At 72.5% G+C, this 20,033-nt stretch carries 15 protein-coding genes; 9 read left to right on the top strand and 6 right to left on the bottom strand.

All coding sequences use genetic code 11. The features are described 5' to 3' along the window. Positions 1–115: 115 nt before the first annotated feature. Entirely contained in the window at positions 116–619 is a 504-nt protein-coding gene (locus KZQ38_RS25765) for a YcxB family protein (RefSeq protein WP_219445290.1), read from the top strand. On the opposite strand, the gene KZQ38_RS25770 is transcribed toward KZQ38_RS25765, so the two are convergent. Beyond that, positions 590–859, bottom strand: coding sequence for an IclR family transcriptional regulator domain-containing protein (locus KZQ38_RS25770; protein WP_257902262.1), 270 nt, complete (start codon positions 857–859; stop codon positions 590–592). The two genes, KZQ38_RS25765 and KZQ38_RS25770, sit on opposite strands and share 30 nt — an antisense overlap. A 179-nt stretch (positions 860–1,038) precedes the next feature. On the opposite strand from KZQ38_RS25770, the gene KZQ38_RS37610 reads away from it, so the two are divergent. The 3 genes from KZQ38_RS37610 to KZQ38_RS25785 all read left to right on the top strand — a co-directional run bounded on the left by KZQ38_RS37610 (position 1,039) and on the right by KZQ38_RS25785 (position 2,636). Then, a complete protein-coding gene (locus KZQ38_RS37610) occupies positions 1,039–1,314 on the top strand; it encodes an RHS repeat domain-containing protein (RefSeq protein ID WP_219445294.1) in 276 nt (91 codons plus the stop codon). Positions 1,315–1,429: 115 nt separating this feature from the next. Next, positions 1,430–2,026, top strand: coding sequence for a hypothetical protein (locus KZQ38_RS25780; protein WP_219445296.1), 597 nt, complete (start codon positions 1,430–1,432; stop codon positions 2,024–2,026). A gap of 394 nt (positions 2,027–2,420) precedes the next feature. Beyond that, positions 2,421–2,636, top strand: a complete 216-nt coding sequence (locus tag KZQ38_RS25785; RefSeq protein ID WP_219445297.1) for an immunity protein CdiI family protein — start codon at positions 2,421–2,423, stop codon at positions 2,634–2,636. Between the two features lie 39 nt (positions 2,637–2,675). On the opposite strand, the gene KZQ38_RS25790 is transcribed toward KZQ38_RS25785, so the two are convergent. Continuing rightward, positions 2,676–4,418 (bottom strand): hypothetical protein, encoded by a 1,743-nt coding sequence (locus KZQ38_RS25790; protein ID WP_219445299.1) that lies wholly within the window; start codon positions 4,416–4,418, stop codon positions 2,676–2,678. A gap of 232 nt (positions 4,419–4,650) precedes the next feature. Between KZQ38_RS25790 and KZQ38_RS25795 the strand changes: the two genes are divergently transcribed. Next, a complete protein-coding gene (locus KZQ38_RS25795) occupies positions 4,651–7,977 on the top strand; it encodes a hypothetical protein (protein WP_219445301.1) in 3,327 nt (1,108 codons plus the stop codon). Further along, a complete protein-coding gene (locus KZQ38_RS25800; RefSeq protein ID WP_219445303.1) occupies positions 7,943–12,568 on the top strand; it encodes a DEAD/DEAH box helicase family protein in 4,626 nt (1,541 codons plus the stop codon). Before KZQ38_RS25795 ends, KZQ38_RS25800 begins: the two co-directional genes overlap by 35 nt. Before the next feature lie 267 nt (positions 12,569–12,835). Here KZQ38_RS25800 and KZQ38_RS25805 read toward each other — a convergent pair whose 3' ends face one another. The 4 genes from KZQ38_RS25805 to KZQ38_RS25820 all read right to left on the bottom strand — a co-directional run bounded on the left by KZQ38_RS25805 (position 12,836) and on the right by KZQ38_RS25820 (position 16,589). Continuing rightward, positions 12,836–13,510, bottom strand: a complete 675-nt coding sequence (locus tag KZQ38_RS25805) for a helix-hairpin-helix domain-containing protein (RefSeq protein ID WP_219445305.1) — start codon at positions 13,508–13,510, stop codon at positions 12,836–12,838. 126 nt (positions 13,511–13,636) lie between these two features. Continuing rightward, entirely contained in the window at positions 13,637–14,278 is a 642-nt protein-coding gene (locus KZQ38_RS25810) for a response regulator (protein WP_219445306.1), read from the bottom strand. After that, positions 14,275–15,195 (bottom strand): sensor histidine kinase, encoded by a 921-nt coding sequence (locus KZQ38_RS25815; RefSeq protein ID WP_219445308.1) that lies wholly within the window; start codon positions 15,193–15,195, stop codon positions 14,275–14,277. The genes KZQ38_RS25810 and KZQ38_RS25815 overlap by 4 nt, the downstream gene beginning before the upstream one ends. Beyond that, positions 15,192–16,589: a serine hydrolase domain-containing protein gene (locus KZQ38_RS25820; RefSeq protein WP_219445310.1), complete on the bottom strand. Its 1,398-nt coding sequence runs from the start codon at positions 16,587–16,589 to the stop codon at positions 15,192–15,194. Before KZQ38_RS25820 ends, KZQ38_RS25815 begins: the two co-directional genes overlap by 4 nt. A 215-nt stretch (positions 16,590–16,804) precedes the next feature. Here KZQ38_RS25820 and KZQ38_RS25825 point away from each other — a divergent pair, with 215 nt between their 5' ends. From KZQ38_RS25825 to KZQ38_RS25835, 3 genes are read left to right on the top strand one after another with little or no spacing between them, the layout of a single operon-like run. After that, a complete protein-coding gene (locus KZQ38_RS25825) occupies positions 16,805–17,572 on the top strand; it encodes a PP2C family protein-serine/threonine phosphatase (RefSeq protein ID WP_219445312.1) in 768 nt (255 codons plus the stop codon). After that, entirely contained in the window at positions 17,569–18,585 is a 1,017-nt protein-coding gene (locus tag KZQ38_RS37240) for an FHA domain-containing protein (RefSeq protein WP_219445314.1), read from the top strand. Before KZQ38_RS25825 ends, KZQ38_RS37240 begins: the two co-directional genes overlap by 4 nt. Beyond that, positions 18,582–20,021: a serine/threonine-protein kinase gene (locus KZQ38_RS25835; protein ID WP_219445316.1), complete on the top strand. Its 1,440-nt coding sequence runs from the start codon at positions 18,582–18,584 to the stop codon at positions 20,019–20,021. The genes KZQ38_RS37240 and KZQ38_RS25835 overlap by 4 nt, the downstream gene beginning before the upstream one ends. Positions 20,022–20,033 lie beyond the last annotated feature (12 nt).

Raw genomic sequence — 20,033 nt, forward strand, 5'->3', positions numbered from 1 at the left:
ACCCCCGTTTCGTGGCAGTCGGCGAGCTGATCGGAGGGCTCGAACCCGTGCAGGCGGGGGATGCGCTCGCCCTGGCAGCCGCGAAAGTCATTCGTATTAAGGTGTGCCGGTGTCCATGACGATCACGGTGCCTTACGACGAGCGCCTGTTCGAGCGCACGACCCGGTTCCTGCTCCGTCCGCAGCTCAACCGGCTCTACGTGCTGGGCGCGGTGCTCGTCGCGCTTGGCGTCGCCATGCTGACCCTGACGACGATCGACAAGGTGGTGGGGATCGTCTGTGTGATCCTCGGCCCCCTGCTGGTGTTCCGCATCGGGCGGGTCACGGCCGCCCAGGCGCTGGAGGCGCAGTGGTCCGCCACTCGGGCCGCGTTCAACCTGGTGATCGACGACCAGTGGGTGAGCATCGCGTACCCGCTGGCCCAGATGCGGTACCACTGGGAGACGCTGGCGCGGGTCGTGGAGAAGCCCGACGTCTGGTACCTGATGTTCACCAAGTCGCAGGCCGTCCCGCTGCCCAAGAACCTCATGACCCCGGAGCAGCAGGCCGAGTTCGCCGCCCTCGCCGCCGCGCGGACGTCGGTGGTCCCGCTACGGCGTGCGTCGGCCCAGCGCGCGTGAAATAGCCCGGCCACCGGCCCGCACGGCGGGCGGCACGGTGTCGGTGCGGGTCTCGATCGGCACCACCACGGAGACGGCGGCCACCACGTCGCCGTTCGGGCCGTGCACCGGGGCGGCCATCGAGTAGGTGATCGTCTCGATCTGCCGGTCCGAGATGGCGTAGCCGTCCCGCCGGACGGTCGCCAACGCGGTCCGGAGCGCCTTCGGCGTGGTGATGGTGTGCCGGGTGAACCGCTTCATCGGGGCCTTCAAAGCCCGTTCCGACGACGAGGGTCGCGCCACCACGACCATCGGTAACGGTCACCAGGCCGGACGGGACGACGGTCACCGCCGCCTACGCCGGCGCGGGCCTGGCGACAGAGGTCACCGATCCCGCGGGCGGCAGGTGGCTGCGCGAGTACGACGCCCACGGCAACCTGGTGGTCGAAACGGACCCGGCGGGTGCCACCACGAGGTTCGAGTACGACGAACGCGGCCACCTCGACCGCACAATCGACCCGCTCGGCAACGTCACGCGGTACGAGACGGACGACGTCGGGCTGATCACCGCGATCACCGACCCGCTCGGTGCCACCACCCGACACCAGCGAGACGCCTTCGGCCGTGTCGCCGCCACGACCGACGCGCTCGGCGGTACCACCCGGTACAGCTGGACCGTGGAAGGCAGGCTGTTGGCGCACCCGCCCCGACGGTAGCACCGAGCAGTGGCGCTACGACGGCGAGGGCAACCGGGTCGAGCACGTCGACGCGCTCGGGCAGGTCACCCGCACGGAGTTCACCTTCTTCGACCTCCCGGCGGCCCCCACCACTTTGGACGGTGCTCGCACGTCGTACACATACGACACGGAGCTGCGACTCGTCGAGGTCGTCGGCCCGCACAGGTTGAGCCGGCGCTACGAGTACGACGGCGCAGGTCGCCTGCGGCGGGAGGTCGACTTCGACGGCCGGGTGCTCACCTACACCCATGACGCCGCCGGCAGGCTGTCCACCCGCACCAACGGCATGGACGAGACGGTCTACGAGCGCGACGTTCACGGCGACGTGGTTGCCAAGCACACACCGACCGGCACGGCCACCTTCGACCGCGTCCCCTGCGGTCGCGTGGTCCGGGCGACCAACCCGGACACCGAGGTCGTCTACGAACGGGACGCCCGCGGGCGCGTGCTGGCCGAAACCGTCGCCGGACGTACCGTCCGATCCGGTTTCGACGCCGTAGGCAGGCGTGTGTTCCGCGAGACCGCGGTGGGCGTGACCTCCGCCTGGGAGTACGACGCGGCGGGCAGCCCGGTGGCGCTGCACGCGACCGGCGGCAGCCTCGCCCTCCAGCACGATCCGCTGGCCGCCAGATTGAGCGGAGCCTGGGCGAGCTCACCGTCACCCAGCCGTGGTCGCCCGCGCACCAGCTGACCGGTCAGGTCGTCGCGGCCAAGCAACCGATCACCCACCGCAGCTGGCGGTACCGACCGGACGGCAACGTCGAGGGGATCGCCGACCCGGCCGGTGAACGTCGGTTCGCGCTCGACCGTGGGGGATCGAGTGTCGGTCACCGTGACGGGGGAGGGCACGGACGTCCGGTTCACCTCCGTTCCCGCCGTCCAGGTGGGGAGCCGAACGTCCAAAGCCGGGTCGCTCTGACCCACGAGCGGAGACCGATGGGAACTACCGGGGGTGGGGACGATGAACGGCGTGGTCTCGGTTCGGTTGGCACCTGAGTGGGGCACCGACCCGCTGTGGGTGCGCAAGGACGGTGACCCGATTCCGGCGAACTACTCGGCCGAGCGGTTGGCGGACGATTTTCGGCGTGCCTGCCGACCTCGTCGCGGCGATCAACGCGTGGGACGACGAGTTCCAGACCGTCTACGACCCGGACGACCCGATGGATTCCGGATTTCCGGACGAGGCGACCACGGCGGCGTGGCACGAGCGGGGTGGGCGGTTGGCTGAGAGGTTGGCCGCGGTATTTCCGGTGCGAGTCGAGTTCCATACCGCGCGCGGGGACCGCGTGTTCGGCGGTTGAGGTCAGCACCCGCGGGCACTGATCACAGGGGAGTGGTGGTCAGGTCGTTATCTGGGATCCAGCCGGTTCGGTAGGCGTGGTGCCGGCACTCTCGCTCGCCTCAGTGGAGGCGTAGCGCCGCCGTTGAAGCTCATCGCGTTCAGCGTCGGGGATCGTCATCGATTCGGCCAGCACGGCGGCGAGCGCGTGCACTTGGGTGTCGTCGATGTCGATGTGGAAGAGCCACCGGATGTTCTCGTCGCGCGTGATGAGGTCGATCGCCGAGCGTGACCTTCTACCTTGTGCGGTAGTTGTTCGGACGTATCGCACCTGGTCGATCGGGATGTCTTGGCGGATCTCGGCTTGCTCCAGGAATGTGCTCGCCTTGGCCGTGATGATGCGGCGGTCCGTGACGGCGACCAGCGTCCTAGCCGCGGCCCTCGCTGTCGCCAACTTCTCCTTCGCTCCGTCGACGATCGCGGAGATGGGGCTGAGGGGGTCGAGCTGGTCGGGGAAGCCGAGGACGCGCAGGGTCTCGTCGTCGTCCAGGAGCCATCGCAGAATGCGGAGGTAGGGCTCTGGCTCCAGTGATCCGGGTGCGCAGACGACGTCCGCGGCTTCCAGCGGTGGGGCCGGCGGATGGAGGGCATCGGCAAGGGGCTCGATCACCTCCAGGAGCCGGGCGGAGACTTCGCGGGCTGCCTTCACGTCCTTCCGCTTCCCCGGCAGCGGCCACGTGTCGGGGCCGCGGAGTTCGGCGGTGATCCGCAGCTCTCGGGTCAGCGCGTCGGCGATGCTCGTCGCCTCGGCGAGGGTGACGTCGAACTCCGCGCGGGTGTCGCGCGCGATGACCTCGGCGTAGTGCGCTTCGGCGGCGTCTTCTCGTCCAGCGGCTCTCGCCCTTGCCGCGCGAAGCGCGTGATACCCGGTCCATGCTTCGAGGGAAGACAGGAGGGCGTGGACGTCGAAGGCGATCGCCTCGGCGTTCGTCTGGAGATACTCACGATGGCCGCGTGCGTCGGCCTGACCGATCTGCCTCACGTGGTCGCGGATGTTCCCCTGGTAAAGCTCGAGCTGCTTCTGCAACAACGGTCCGCTGCCTGCGACGTCGTCCCACAAGGACGTCGGGACCGACTCGATCTCTCGTGCCTGGTCGACCGCGCGGTTGATGGCGGCGACGAGCCCTGTCAGTTCGGCCCACTGACCCTTGCGGGTGGTGGTGAGGATCTGATTCGTCACCGCGAGGTTGGTCCTGACGAGGCCCGAGATCTGACTCAGCATCACCTGGAGGCCGACCATGGCCAGCGCCGGCCCGATCAAGGCCGCGACTCGCGCCTTGCTCACCGCGCTCACGGAGTAGAAGCGGGCCTGGTGCACGATGCGGCCGGACACCGTCACCGCTCCCAGGTTTCCGCCGTCCTTGACCGCGAGCGTCGCGCCGTTGTTCAGCAGGGCCTGTGTCGTGGCGCCGATCCTGTAGAGCCCCTGCACGCCGGCGAACGCGTTCCCGAGATTGCCGACTGCGGTCGTCGCGTTCCCGATCGAGGCGAGGATCGCTGAGATCTGCTTGCGGTCGGCAGCCGGCACGATCCCGAAGTCGATCAGGTCGGGCTTCAGCTCCGGAGGGACCTCACCGGCGATGACGGCCACCCCCGGGAGCACCTCCACCAGGACCGTCGACGCCGTAGTCGAGTCGATGCCCGGATCCGAAATGGGGCCGTCCGCCACAGGCGCGTCGGTGGTATCGCCCCGGCCGTTCTCCTCAGGCTCGGCGGTTCTCACCGAATCCGAAGGCTCCTGCATGTGATCTCCTCCCGCAGGCGCGCGCAACGGCCGAACCTCGTCGGCGTTGACCGCCGGAGTCTACGGCTCAGGGGTGGCACGACGAACCGAAGTCCAAAGTGGACAGTCAGGGCTTCGATCGGAATCCTGGTGCGTGCACGGGGTGCCGCCTGCTGCCGCGGATGTGATATGTAACGGGAGGGGCGCTCGGGCGATGGACTTACGACAGCCGTGACCGCGTGAGGAGGCGCCGGTGGTCGTGGAGCGGGACGCGGCTGGTGGTGCGCCTCCTCCTCGAGTCACTGCCGACGAGTTGCTCGACCTCCGCGAGAAGCAGTGGTCGGCGCGGCTTCGCGGGTGTTCGCTCGTGGCCGAGCTGGAGGTCAAGGACGAGCACGCCCGGCAGGCGGCCAAGGCGCTGGGGCGGGTGTACGCCAAGTGGCGCTCACGGGGCCACCCGGATCGCGTGTTCGCGCGGTGGCCCGCCTGCGTCGCCGTGGCCCTCACCGGGATCGCCGCCCGCGAGTACCGCCAGGGCGAGCTGTGGCCCGAGGTGTGGCGGAACCTGGGGTACGACGGCGAGCAGCAGGACCGGACCTTCTGGGGCCAGGGGTTCCACACCGCGGTCCGGCACCTGGGGATGCCGGACTTCCCCGAGATGCGCACGAAGTACGTGGGTCCGGTTCTCATGCACACCGGCATCCCGAACTACTGCCTGGACGACTACTTCCGCCTCGTCGCCCAGCGCCGGGCCATCGACCCGGACCTCGACCCCGAGGGCTTCCTCGACTGGGCGACCGCGGTGCCCACGCGGCTCGACGTGCTGGACGTGCCCGCCCGCCGCTTCCTCGAGCACGGCAGCGACTACGCGCTGGACTTCCTCGGCCGCACCTTCGACCTGCTGGACCGGCTCGGTGACCCGACCCCGGACAACGCGGGCTTACCGGCGCGAGTGGTGGTACGGGCCCGGGAACTGGCCTCCAGCGGCGGTTTGAGCGTCCGGTCCGGCAGCCACCGCCGCGTGGAACGGCCGCGTATCGGGCTCGACCCGTTCGGCCGCGGTATCGAGGTGATCCTGCCCGCGACCGGTGACGCGGTCGACGGCGCGGCCCTGTGGGCGGTGACCGCGGACGGCGTCACGCGCACGGTGCGCAGCCAGGCACCGTGGGAAGGGGTGGCGGAATCGGTGCCACCCGCCGCCTTCACGTTGTTGCAGCCGGTCCGCACCGTGGTCGCCGCGCGGGAGGGCAGCGGTGACCGGACGGAGCTGACGGTCGTCGACGCCAAGTCCCCGCTCCTGGCCTTCACGGCCGACGGCCGACGCCTCGCGGCGAGCATTCCCCTGCCGCCCGACGACGTCTGGCTGGTCCACCCCGACGAGTACGAACTGGTCGCGGACGGTCCTCTCCGGATCACCGTCGAGGGGCAGCTCCCACTCGGCTGGACGGGCTGGCGGCTCCGGCAGGTGCGCCTGGCCGACGTCCGGTCCCTGGAGCTGGCGGGCATCACGGCCACGCGGCGCTTCGTCCGCGGTTACCCGCGACCCCGGATCGAGGTGGGCGGCCCGGTCGCGGGTGTCACCACCCCCTACGGCACCCCGGTGCACGCCGACCTCCCCGCGATCTGGCTGCCGGGCCGTGCGGACGCGGAGACGACGTGGACCGTCGAACTGCGACGCAGCGGTGACGACACGCCCGTGCTGTCCACGACCCGCACGGTCCGGGCACCGCACTCCGTCACCGGCGTGTGGGACGACCTGCCGCGTCCGGTGCTGGGCTCGTTCGACATCACGGTGCGCGGCCCGCTCGGTCGCGGCGTGAGCCGCACGGTGTTCGTCGCGGAGGGGCTGGGCAGTCGCTTCGCGCCGGCGGCGCGCGTGTTCGCCGGCCGCGGCCTGGTGCGCGGCCGGGCGGAACTGGTCGCGCCGGTCGGGGCCGGAGCGGTGCCGGGTGCGCTCGACTTCGCCCCCGAGGTGCGTGCCGGTGTCGTGGAGTACCGCACCGGGACCGAGACCGAGCCCCTGGTGGTCACGCCGCCGCACCTCCAGGTGATGCACGAGCAGGCGGACCAGTCGCTGGCCTGGTCGGCCGGGCCGCTGCGCATCGCCGCGGACCTGTTCGCCGACCACCCCGGTGTGCTGCTGGTGCGCGTGCCCGGCGTCGGCGAGGTCCCGCCGCTGCGCGTGGTCGTGTCGGGAGCGGTCGTGCAGACCGTGCCGCCCAGCGGTCGGTCCCGGGGCACGGCCCGCTACGACCTGGTCCGCATCGCGGACACCGTCGCCGAGCACCACAGCGCCGAACTGGCGCTCGACCTCGGCGGGACGTCGGTGCGCGTGGCGTCGATCCGGCCCCGCCGCCTGGCGCGGGGTGTCCGGCGCGTGGAGGAGCACCTCCGGCTGGTCGAGCCGGTGTTGGTGGAAGGTCTCACCGCCGGCATCTACGCGACGACGGCGCCGTGGCGTGGTCCGACCGCGGTGCCGGTCGCCGGCGACATCCCGTTGCCCGCGGAGTTGCGGCACGCGGGACCGCTGCTGGTCGAGCTGCGCGTGGACGACCCCTGGGTGCCCGCCGAGTGGCCCGACTGGCCGGAGCAGTTCGTCGTGGTGCCCGGCGAGGGACACCTGGTCGGCGAGGACCCGGAAGAGGAGGCGTTGTCCCGGTTTGTGGCGGGTGTCGGCCCGTTCCCGGCGGACATCCGCGACCTGCGCCGGCTCTGGGCGTTGATCCACCTCGCGCCCCGGCTGCGTGCCGCGCGCGATGTCGCCGCGTTCCGGGAGACCTGCGCGGAACCGTTGCGCCGCAGCACCATCGACGCGCTCGAAGCCCTGGTGGCGCTGCGCCTGTCCCCGGAGCAGACCGCGACCGCGGTGATCTCGGCGGGGTTGGCGTCGTCCGGCGTGCCCGGCGGTCACCACGCCGAGGCGGCCCGGCGGCTCTGGTCGCTGTCCCCGCTGGCCGGTGTCCTGGTCGCCGCCGCGGCCGACGAGGACTGGCTCGACGCCGCCCGCCGCCAGTGCGGTGACTGCGTCGACGTCATCGTCGCGGAGGGACGGGACCCCCACGCGGGCGTGGGCAGGTTCGGTCCCGAGACGGCCGCGCTGACCACCATGCCCGTGCAGCAGTTGGAAGGCGTGTGGCGGGCCGCCCGGGTGGTGCCCCACGGGCTGCTGGACGCCGACAGCAGGGCGGTCGCCGCCCGCAGGCTGTTCGACCGGCGCGACGACGACCGCGTCCGGGACGTGGGCCGGTCGACCACGACGTGGTTGCCGGGCCTGGTGGAACTGGTGGCGGACCGACCGGTGCTGCGTGCCCAGGTCGCCGCACGCACCCCGCCGCCGGGCCGGACCGGGTGGTGGGGCATCCCGGCGTTGTCGGCGGCGTTCGCCGTCGTCGCGCGCCTGGCCGCGCGTGGTGTGCCGGCGTGCGTGGCCGTCGAGCGGGAGTTCCGGCAGACGTGGGCGGAGCTGGCCGGGATCGCGCCCGAGATGGCGGTGCTCGACCTGGTGGTGGCCGAGTTGTTGATCGCACGCGCGGAGGGGGAGCAGGGTGAGCCGCACCCTGGACTCACTGGGGACCAGTGAGTTCGTCGTCGAGAGCTACCGCCGGTACCTGGGGTCGCTGCTGCCGGTCCGGGAACCACGCATCGCGAGCGCGTTGGCCCGGGAGATCGCCGAAAGCCCGGTGCTCGCCAAGGGGCCGTTGCTGGAGGCCACGCCGCCGTACGCCACGGGCGCCACCCTGCGCGAGCTGATCGACCGCGGGGTCCTCGCACCGTCCTTCGCGGACCTGGCGCTGCCCCTCGACCGCCCGCTCTACCGGCACCAGGAGGAGGCGCTGCGCAAGGTCGCGCGGGGACGCAACGTCGTGGTGGCCACCGGTACCGGGTCCGGCAAGACCGAGAGCTTCCTGCTGCCCGTCCTGGACTCGCTGGTCGCGGAGCACGCGCGTGGCACGCTCGGAGCGGGTGTGCGCGCCCTGCTGCTGTACCCGATGAACGCCCTGGCCAACGACCAGCTCAAGCGGCTGCGGGGCCTGCTGGCGGACACCCCGGCCATCACCTTCGGCCGGTACACCGGCGACACCCCGGACAGCGCCCGCCGCGGCGTCGAGTCCTTCGAAGCGCTCAACCCCGGGGAACCCCGCCTGCCCAACGAACTGCTCAGCCGCGAGGAGATGCGGGCACGACCACCGCACCTGCTGCTGACGAACTACGCGATGCTGGAGTACCTGCTGCTGCGGCCCGCCGACCTGGAGCTGTTCGAGGGGCGGACCTGGCGGTACGTCGTGCTGGACGAGGCCCACGTCTACGACGGGGCCAAGGCCGCCGAGGTCGCGATGCTGCTGCGGAGGCTGCGGGACCGGGTGGCCCCCGGGGAACCCGTGCAGTGCATCGCCACGAGCGCGACCGTCGGCGACGACCCGGTCAAGGTCACGGGCTTCGCGACCAAGCTGTTCGACGCCCCCTTCGACTGGGTGGACGACGACCCGGACCGGCAGGACCTGGTGCGTGCCGCCAGGGTGGAGGCGCCGGAAGGCCCGTTCTGGGGACCGCTGCCGGGTTCGGCCTACCTCGACCTCGCCGGTGCGGCCGATCCCGCGGCGGAGGTGTTGCGGCTGGCCGAGGAGCACGGGTTCGCCGCGGACGACGCCGGTACCGCGTTGGCCCACGAACTCGGCATGGCCCGGCTGCGTGCCGCGCTGGCCCGCGGCCCCGGCACGCTGGACGCGCTCGCCGACGACCTGCTGCCCGACGAACCGCTGCCCGCCGGACGACGGCCGGGCGAGGTCGTGGCGGCGATGGTCACCGCGGGCAGCGGGGTCCGCGACAACGCCGGCTCCCCGGTGCTGTCGGCGCGCTACCACCTGTTCGCCCGCGCCACCGAGGGCGCGTTCACCTGCCTGACCTCCGCCGGTCCGCACGTGGCGCTCGGCAGGCACGAGACGTGCCCGTCCTGCGAAGGCGCGATGTTCGAGTTCGGCGCCTGCAAGCGGTGCGGCGCGGTCCACCTGAGCGGCACGGTGGTCACCGGCGACCGGTTCGTCCCGCGCACGGCCGGCGAGGGCAGGCGGGGCTGGCTGCTGCTCGGCGACGCCCCGATGGCGGTCGACCAGGACGACGACGCGCTGGAGGACACGCCCGCGCTCACCGCCCAGGACCGGTTGCTGTGCGTGGCGTGCGGTGGGCTCCACACCGCCCCGCGCGCCGAGTGCGGCCGGGCCGGCTGCGCGGGCGACCTGCTCTGGCCCGTTCGCCTGCTCGACACCCACGAGGAATCACCCAGCGGGTGCGCCTCGTGCGGAGCGCGTGGTCGGTCGGGTGTGGTGCGCTTGTTCGAGAGCGGCAACGACGCGGCGGTCTCGGTTCTGACGACCGCGCTCTACCAGGCGCAGCCGCCCGCGCCCGACGACGACCAGGCCGATCAACCCGGTGCAGGCCGCAAGCTGCTGACGTTCAGCGACAGCAGGCAGGCCGCCGCGTTCTTCGCGCCCTACCTGGAGACCAGCTACTCGGGCATCCAGCACCGCGCGCTGCTGCTGCGCGGGCTCGCCGCGGCGGCGCGGGACGGTGATCCGATCAGCATCGGCGACCTGGCGTTCCACGTGGCGAAAGCCGCCGACCGCGCGGGTGTGTTCCCGCGCCGGACGTCCCGCCAGGAGCGCGAGCGGGACGTCCTGCTGTGGATCACGCAGGAGCTGGTGGCCACCGACGACCGGCAGTCCCTGGAGGGCCTGGGTCTGCTGCGGGTCACGATGGACCGGGGGTGGCCACTGCCCCCGGCGCTGCGGTCCCTCGGGCTCACCGAGGACGAGGGGTGGGCGTTCCTGGAGGAACTGCTGCGCAGCCTGCGTCAGCAGGGCGTCCTGTCCATGCCGGACGGTGTCGATCCCGCGGACGAGGCGTTCGATCCGCGACGGGGTCCCGTGTACGTCCGGGAGGACGGTGCGGAGCGCAAGCGGAAGGTGCTCAGCTGGCTGCCCACGCGGGGGGTGAACCGCCGGCTCGACTACGCCGGGCGCGTGCTGCGTGCCCTGGGCTCGGACCTGGACGCCACCGAACTGCTGCGCGGGTGCTGGAAACTGCTCACCGCCCGGCGGGACGGCTGGCTGGTCCCCGAAACCGTGCGCGGGCTCGGCGTGGTCCGCCGGATCGACCACACCTGGCTGCACCTGGCCCCGGTGGACCGCCCCGTGCACCGTTGCGACCTGTGCCGGCGGATCACGGCGTTCTCCGTGCGCGACGTGTGCCCCACGCTCGGCTGCACGGGCCGTTTGCGGCCGTTCACCGTCCCGCCCGTCGCCGAGGACGACAACCACTACCGGCTGCTCTACACGACGATGAACCCCGTGCCCATGGTGGCCTTGGAGCACACCGCGCAGTGGACCAGCCAGGACGCGGCCGACATCCAGCAGCGCTTCGTCAACGGGCAGGTCAACGTCCTGTCCTGCTCGACCACCTTCGAGCTGGGCGTGGACGTGGGCGAACTGCAATCCGTCGTGCTGCGGAACATGCCTCCCACGACCGCGAACTACGTGCAGCGCGCCGGTCGCGCCGGCCGTCGCACCGACTCGGCGGCGCTGGTGGTGACCTACGCCCAACGCCGGTCGCACGACCTCACCCGCTACGCCGATCCGACCTCGATGATCGCGGGGCGGACCAGGGCGCCGCACGTGCCGCTGGGCAACGAGCGGATCGACCGCCGGCACGCCCACTCGATCGCGTTGTCGGCGTTCTTCCGGCACGCCAAGCGGACCGCCGGCGAGACGTGGTCGACCGCGGGCGACTTCTTCCGGGGTGACCGGTCGCCGTCCACCCGGGTCCGGGACTTCCTCACACCCGTGCCGCCCGAGGTCCACCGGTCGCTGGTGAGCGTCCTGCCCGACCGGGTGCGCGCCGAGATCGGCGTCGACACCGGCGCGTGGGTGGACGAACTGGCCAAGCTGCTGGACGAGGTCCGCGTCCAGCTCGTGCAGGACGTGGAGGTCTTCGAGGAGCGCAGGCGGCAGGCGTTCGACGACCGGAAGGGCTATCTGGTCCAGCGCTACGAGATGGCGATCAACACGCTCGTCAAGAGGGACCTGCTGGGTTTCCTCGCCAACCGCAACGTGTTGCCCAAGTACGGGTTCCCCGTCGACACCGTCGAGCTGCGCACCACCTACTCCAGCTCCCCGGTCGGTCGTCGGCTGGAACTCACCCGCGACCTGTCCGCGGCCATCCACGAGTACGCGCCCGGCGGCGAGGTCGTGGCCGGCGGTCACCTGTGGCGTTCGGGCGGCGTGTACCGGCTGCCCGACCGTGAGCTGATCGGCAAGCACTACTTCGTGTGCGAGCACTGCCGGCACTACTGGGAGGGCGAGGAGGACATCGACCCGACGTGCCCGTCGTGCTCGGTGGTGGCCGGCCGCGCGCCGCGGCGGTACTACGTCCCGGAGTTCGGCTTCGTCGCCGAGCCCGAGCCGCGTCGGACCACCACCACGCCCCCGAAGCGCAGTTGGAACGGGGCCACCCACGTCCGCGCCCTGGCGGCCGAGGCGACCACCACGGCCACCTGGCTGGCGCCGCGCGGCGTTTCCCTGGACGTCGTGGCCGGCTCACGCGGGCGGTTGATCGCGTTGTCCGAAGGCCCGCACCGCGCGGGTTACCTGATCTGCGACTGGTGCGGCGCCGGTCGCGCGGTCGACGGGAAGAAGACGACCCACCAACACCTGCTCCGCGGTACCGACTGCGCGGGGCCGATGCGGCAGCGGTCGCTCGCCCACCCGTACGAGACCGATCTGATGGACATCACCTTCGGCCCACTGGCCGGGCCGCCGGTGACGGACGAAGGCGCTTGGCGGTCGCTGCTGTACGCCCTGCTCGAAGGCGCGGCCGAGCGGTTGGAACTCAGCCGCGACGACATCGACGGCACCCTCCACCCGCGCCCGGGAGGGGGAACCGGGATCGTCCTGTTCGACACCGTTCCCGGTGGTGCGGGTGGGGTCCTGCGCATCGCCGAGTCCCTGGGCGGTGTCGTCGCGGCGGCCCGCGACCGGGTCCGCGACTGCGACTGCGGTGTGGAGACCTCGTGCTACGGCTGCCTGCGCGGGTACCGCAACCAGCGGTTCCACGAGTCGCTGACCCGGCGTTCGGCGCTGGACGTACTCGAACCGCTGGTCGGGATGACGAGGGTGTAGCGCGCTCAGCGACCCGTCACCCCCTGGGGGCGTTGTCGCCGCATCCCGCCACCAGCACGAGCAGCGAGAGAAGAGTCAATGCCGAGCGCATGGTTGGTATTGGTCCGGATTCGCCGATGGCTTGCCGGGGTCGCGGTCGTCGGCCCGCCCGTCGGCACGAGCTCTTCCATGCGACGCAGTCGGTCGATGTCGCTGGACCGACCGCGTACTCCAATGCGATGCGGGAGAACTCGGCAGATCGCGCACTCGCCCGGAAGGGCGTGGATGTCAGGAGTAGACCACCGCTCGCTCGCGGAGCAATTCCCACGTCGTGACGTCCAGCTCGGCGAAGACCAGCAGTTCGTCCACCGAGTGGAAGGGGGTCGGGTGGTCTCGGCGGGCGCGGTCGATTTGGTGGGCTGCCTGCTCGTTCAGGCCGCAGCACTGCGCGATGACGGCCGGTGGGGCGTTGTTGATGTCCACCAGGCCGCCGTCGTCGTACTGGCGCGGCAGGTCGGGGCGGCCGATGCGGAGGTCCCGGGCCAGCGCCGGGTCGCGGGCCACCAGCGCGCGGGCCTCCTCCCGCCTGGCCCGCGAACTCAACGCCGCGGCCACGGCGGGGTCCTGGGCCCAGGGCTGCGGCGGCGGGGTGGGGCGGGGGAGTCCGTACACCTCACGCCGGATGCCGCTCAGCTGGACGCACGCCGCGATGATCATCGCGAGGGCGCCGATGCCGCCGATCATGCTGCGCGGGTCGTCGGAAGACGAACCCTGCTCCCGCGCGGACGGCATGATGATCATCAGCGCGATGGACACCGCGGCGTAGAGCGCGGTCCACCACCAGAGCGACGGCCGCCGCAACCGGTTCGCCGCGTGTGCGAAGGGCACCGCGGCGAGGACGCCGGCGCTGGCGATGACCACGACGAAGTACCACGTGCCGCGTGCGCGTCGAACAGGATTCATGCGGTGGGCCTTTCGGGGCGGGTTAGGCCCCTACTGTTGGCATAACGCACGTGTCGGCGCAAGGGTTTCAACACAAGACCGGATAATGCAACGCACGGTCCGTGATTTCCCGAGGGCTTTCCGTGATCAGGGGGTCAGGCCGGCCTCGTGGGCGAGGATCGCGGCCTGCACGCGGTTTTCCAGGCCGAGGCGGGTGAGGATGGTGCTCACGTGGCCTTTCACGGTGCCTTCCACCAGGTTCAGCCTGGTCGCTATGCGGGCGTTGCTCAGGCCCGCGCCCAGCAGGGCCAGCACCTCGCGTTCCCGCGGGGTGAGTGTCGCGGTGCGGGATTTGGCGTCGGTGTGCGCGGGGGTCCTCAGGGCGGTCAGCACGCGGGCGGCGACTTTCGGGGCCAGATAAGCACCTCCGGTGGCCGTGGCGTGCACGCCCGCGATGAGTTCGCGCGGGTTCCCGGACTTGAGCAGGAAACCCTGGGCACCGCTGTGCAACGCGGTGGTCAGGTAGGCGTCCTCGTTGAACGTGGTCAGGATCGCCACGGCCACCCCGGGCACGGCGCGGGTGATCTCCGCCGTCGCGGCCAACCCGTCCAGCACGGGCATCCGCACGTCCAGCAACGCCACGTCCGGGCGGTGCGCGATGGCCAGGTCCACGGCCTGCCTGCCGTCACCCGCCTCGGCCACCACGGTGATCTCCGGGTCGGTGGCCAGGATCGCCCGCACGCCCGCGCGGATCATCGCCTCGTCGTCGGCCAGCAGTACGCGGATCACGTGTCCCCTGTGTTCGGCAGCGTCGCGACCAGCTCGAAGACCTGGTCGCGGTGGGTCGTCTCGATTGTGCCGCCCGCCAGGCGGGCACGTTCGCGCAGTGCGGTGAGACCCGTGCCGGCCCCCGGCGCGCGACGTGTGCCCGTGGTCGGGTTCCGCACCCGGACGACCGTCGTGTCGGGCGTTGTGGTGACGGTGATCCGCACGGGCGCGTCCGGTGCGTGTTTGGCCGCGTTCGTCAGCGCTTCCTGGACGATCCGGTGCACGGCGCGGGCCGTGGGCGGGGGCAGGGCGCGGGTGTCCGGCCAGTCGAGGGTCACGGCCAGGCCCGCGTCCGCCGCGCGTGCCACCAGGTCCGCCACCTCCTCGGTCGGCGGGTGCAGGGGCGGCGGCGCGTCGCCGCGGAGCAACGCCACCAGGTCGGCCAGGTTCTCGGTGGCCCGGCCCGCCGCCACGCGCAGGTCGCCGGCCGCCGCGCGGTGGTGGTCCGGCAGGTCGGCCGCCAGCTCCAGCACGCCGGCCCGCAGGGCCAGCAGGCTCAGGTCGTGGCCGAGCGTGTCGTGCGCCTCGTGTGCGATCCGGGTGCGCTCGGCCAGGTGCACGCGCTCGGTCGCGAGGGCCGCCAGCTCCGCCTGCTGGCGGGCGGAGTGCCCGATCAGCCACGGGAACACCACGCCGACGGCCAGGAGCACCAGCGCCGTCGGCCAGACGTCGTGGTCGACCAAGGGGACCACGGGCGTCGTGGCCGCCAGCACGACCAGCGCGGGCCGGGCGGGCACGCGGCGACCGGCGGCGAACGCCGTCACGCCCGCCGCGAGGACCACCAGCACCGCCCACACCGGCACGTTGGTGGCCATCGCCAGGGCCGTCGTCTGGGCCGCCACCGAGGCGACGGCCAGCGACCCGAGCAGGAATCTCATGCCGCGACGGTAATCCGGTGGACCCGGACGCCCAGGACCGCCAGGTTCAGCACCGCGGCGGTGGCGACCCAGATCACCAGGGCCGGCGAGTAGTGCGCCAACTGGCCGAGCGTCAGGTCACGCCCGCCGCTCATCAGCAACCCCGACAGGCCGGGCAGGGCGAACAGGAGCACGGCCGGCACCACGCGGGGCACGAGGCGGGCGATCACCCACCGCTTCGGGACGGTGCGGCGACGCAGGTTGCGGATGCCCCGGTAGAGGCTGAACAACGTCAACGCGGCCAGCACGAGGTCGAAGTAGAGGCGTGGTGACGAGGCGGTCGGGTGACCCCCTTGGACGACCTCGGCCAGGCCGTCCTCCCACCGCGGTGTGCCCTCGTTGCCCAGCGCCACGCCCGCGTTGGTCAGCACGGCGATGCCGTACCCGGACGGGAGGAGGAGTTGGCCCGCGGTGTGCGTGAACCAGATGCCGTTGTGGCGGACGCGGTCGTCGCGGGTGTCCCAACCCATGCCGTAGGTCCAGCGCGGGTCCGAGGAGGTGTGCATCGCCTTGATGCCCTCGGGCGAGACGAGCGCGGTGCCGTCGGCCGTCCGGCCGTTGTTCTGCTGCACCACCAACCACTTCGCCATGTCCTCGGCGGTGGTGATGACGTCGTCCGAACCCGCCACGAAACGGGTCGGCTCGGCGGCCGGGATGGACATCCCGTACGCGTAGACGTAGCCCTTCGCGACGTCCGGCGGCAGGTCGTCGGGCGTGGTGGTGACGGTGGTCGTGCTCCGCATCCCCGCCGGCTCGAAGATGTTGTGCCGCAGGTAATCCGCGTACTTCTCGCCGCTCACCACCTCCACCACGCGAGCGGCCAGGTGGTAGTTGGTGTTCGTGTAGTAGTGCTTGGTGCCCGGGTCGACCGCCAACGTCGCGGACCGGGCGCGGATCACCGCGTCGGCCAGGGATCGCGGCTGCGGCAGGCTCTTCTCCGGCAACGTGCGGTCGGTGATGCCGGAGGTCTGGTTCAGCAGGTGCCGCGTGGTGATCGCCGCGCCACGCGGGTCGGCCGGCTGGAAGTCCGGCAGGTAGCGGGAGACGGGCACGTCCAGGTCGAGCCTGCCCCGCTCGACCAACTGCACGGCCGCCAGCGCCGTGAACGACTTGCTCACCGAGGCGATCGGCATCCTCGTCGTCGGGGTGACCGGCGCGCCGGTGGACGTCGTGCCGTGGCCGGTGAGGTGGACGACGCGGTCGCCCCTGGTGACGGCCACCGCGACACCCCGGTACGCGGCGGCGTCGGCGAACTCCGCCACGTACCGGTCGATCTCCGTTGTCCCGTCGGCGAAGGCGGTCACGGGCGCCAGTGCGAGGGCCAGTGCCGTCGCCGCTGTCCAAACGTGCTTCACGAGGTGCTCCTGTCGGTGCCGGTGTCACGGCGACCGTAGGAATTCCGCGTGCCCGGCACCCGACCCGAAGGGCAGGGCGCACCCCTGACCTTCGTCAGGGCGTTGGGCTGAACGGTCGAGGGGCCTACCCGCGGAGCGCGGTCCGTGCAACGTTCTCGGTCGAGCGGGCGATGTGAGACGCGAGCGGTGGGCGGTCACCGGGCTGGGAGGCGTTGATGGCGGAGGGCGTGCGGGCCGGGGCTGCCACGGACGTCGGGCGGGTGCGGGCGTCCAACGAGGACAGCCTCCTCGTCGGTACCGCGTTGTTCGCCGTCGCCGACGGCATGGGCGGTCATGCGGCGGGTGAGGTGGCCAGCGCCATGGCCGTCGACCACCTGCGTGCGCTCGACGGTCGTGACGACCTGCGCCCCGAGGACGTCCGCGCCGCGCTCGCCGAAGCCGACCACGCCATCCGCGCCGCGGGGCGGGCGCACCCCGGGCAGGCGGGCATGGGCGCGACCGCCACCGGGCTGGGCCTGGTGCGGGTGGCCGGCTCGCCGCACTGGGTGGTGTTCAACGTCGGCGACTCCCGCGTCTACCGGTACGCCGACGACGTGCTCACCCTGCTCACCGTCGACCACTCCGAGGCCGCCGAGATGGTCGCCACCGGCGCGCTGACCGCCGAGGAGGCCCGGTACTCGCGGTACCGCAACGTGATCACGCGTGCGCTGGGCGTCCGGGTGCCGTCCGAACCGGACCAGTGGGTGTTCCCGCCGGTGCCGGGTGAGCGGTTCCTGCTGTGCTCGGACGGGTTGACCGGCGAGCTGGCCGACGACGAGATCGCCGCCGTGCTGCGTGCCGTGGCCGACCCGGCCGCGGCGGCCGGTGAACTGGTGCGGCGGGCGGTGCTCGCGGGTGGCCGGGACAACGTCACCGCCGTGGTCGTCGACTACGGGCACGGCGGGACGTCCTCGGCGGACACCGCGCCGCGAACCACGCCGTGACCGGGTACGTGCCGGGTGGCGCCGTCGCCGTGGTGGCGGACCGGACGTGGTTGCTGCTCGGCGTCGCGCCGGGTTCCGACGTGGTCCGGCGGTGCTGGGAGCTGGTGCGTGGCGGCGCGGGGTTGGACGACGTGCTGAGCGTGATCGTGCACGAGGGGTTCCGGGCGGTCGGCAGCTTCGCGCTGGCGCGGCACGTGGCGGAGGAGCGGCGGGTCGTGTTGCGCGGCGCGGCGGTGGTGGGGCTGGTCGGCGCGGACGGCGTGCCGCTGGAGCTGCGGGCGGACGGCGTCGCGACGTGGGTGGACACCGGGCTGCCGGACGACGTCGTGGAGCTGTGGCTGGCGGCGGGTGAGGCGCGGGGCGCGGAACTGCCGCTGGAGCGCGGTGTGGTCGTGGCGGGCCGGGTGGTGGCGCGGTTGGCGGTGGTCGGCGGCGGCGTCCCGGACCAGGACCAGCCGGACGCGGACGAGACCGGCTGGTCCGAGCGGGTGGACGAGACCGTGGTCCGGCACAGCGGTTCGCCGGACGACACGCGGCACGTGTTCGCGGCCGGCGCGCCCAAGGTGCGGGCCGTGGCGTGCCCCGCCCGGCACCTCAACCCGGAGCACGCCATCGCCTGCCGGGTGTGCGGGCAGGCCCTGCCGCCGCAGGAGGCGTTCGTCGTGCCGCGCCCGCCGCTGGGCGTGCTGCGGCTGTCCACGGGCGAGCTGATCACGCTGGACCGCAACGTGGTCCTGGGCCGCGACCCGCGCGTCACCGACCGCGGAGCCGACGCGCCGCACGGCATCCGGCTCGCCAACCAGGGCAACGACATCTCCCGCAACCACGTGGAGGTCCGGCTCGACGGCTGGGACGTGCTCGTGGTCGACCTCGGCTCCAAGAACGGCACGACGGTCATCGCGCCCGGCTGGTCGCCGCAGGAACTCGCGAAGCTGATCCCGGCGATCCTCACGCCCGGCTCGCGGGTCGTGCTGGGCGACGGCGCGTTCTTCACCTACGAGGTGACCGGGTGACGCCACCGGTGATACCCGGCTACGCGCACCGGCGTGAGGTCGGGCGCGGCGGGTTCGCCACCGTGCACGTCTACTACCAGGAGAGCACCGACCGCGAGGTGGCGGTGAAGGTGCTCAACGACGCGGGCCTGCCGGCGTTGGTGCGGGAGCGGTTCCTCGCCGAGGCCAGGGCGATGGCGAAGGTCGGCAGCCACGACAACATCGTCACCGTCTACTCGGCCGACGAGTCGGCGGACGGCAGGCTGTTCCTGGTGCTGGAGTTCTACTCCGGCCACGACCTGAAGCGGGTCGCCGACCACGAGCCGCTGTCCGTGCGGCGGGTGTTGGACGTGGGTGTGCGGATCGCCGGCGCGGTGGAGACCGCGCACCGCGCGGGCATCCTGCACCGCGACATCAAGCCCGCCAACATCCTGGTCAACTCCTACGACAAGCCCGCGCTGACCGATTTCGGGATCGCGGAGCGGTCGGCCGCGCCGGCGGGCGGTGACGTGGTGCTGTCCGTGCCGTGGTCCGCGCCGGAGGTGGTGCGGCCGAGCGGGGTCGAGCCGGGTGTGCCCGCGGAGGTGTACTCGCTGGCCGCGACGTTGTGGCACCTGCTGACCGGGCACGCGCCGTTCGCCGTGCCGGGCGGGGACAACTCGCTGGAGGCGCAGGAGGCGCGCATCCTGCGTGGCGGACCGCCGCCCACCGGTCGGGCGCCCCGGTCGCTGGAGGCGTTCCTGGCCCGCGCGATGTCCGCGGACCCCGCGGCCCGGCCGCGCACGGCGGTGGAGTTCGCGCGCGGGCTCCAGGCGGTGCAGCGGGAACTGGGTTTCGCGGTGACCGAGCCGGCGTTGGAGTCGGCACCGGTGCGGTTGGGGGAAGCGCTCCCGTCGGACCCCGTCGAGCCCACCGCCACGCGCGAGCGCCCGCCCGCCGTGCCGGTCTTCGAGGTGGTGCCGCCCCACCCGGCCGTCCACAGCGGACCGCCGGCGCCGGGACCGCTGTCATCGCCGGGATCGAGGCCGGAGCCGCGTCCGGCCACGCGCCGGTCGGGGTGGCCGGTGCTCGCCCCGGTCGCCGGTGTGGCGGTGGTGGCCGTGGCGCTCGGCGTGCTGCTCGGCGGCGGGAACGGCGGTGCGCCCGCTACTTCCGCGCCGCCACCGACCGACGGCCAGGACGTCGAGGCCGGTGGTGACAACACGCCGCCGGGCAACCCGACCGTGAGCGCGATCCGCGTAGACCCGGCGACGCTCCGCTTCTCCTGGACGTATTCCGCCGTTCAGGACAGCGACACCTACCTGTGGCGCACGCCGGACGGAGCGCTCACCGGCACCACCGAAAAGCCCACCGCGGACATCCGGTCGGCCGGTCCGCTGTGCATCGAGGTGAAGGTGGTGCGGGCCAACGGGGAGCACGCCGCCGTCGACTGGTCACCGCGTGGTTGCGGGACGTGATGCGGCGGTCCG

This window comes from Saccharothrix obliqua, assembly GCF_019375475.1.
In the GTDB taxonomy this organism is placed as follows: Bacteria; Actinomycetota; Actinomycetes; order Mycobacteriales; family Pseudonocardiaceae; genus Actinosynnema; species Actinosynnema obliqua.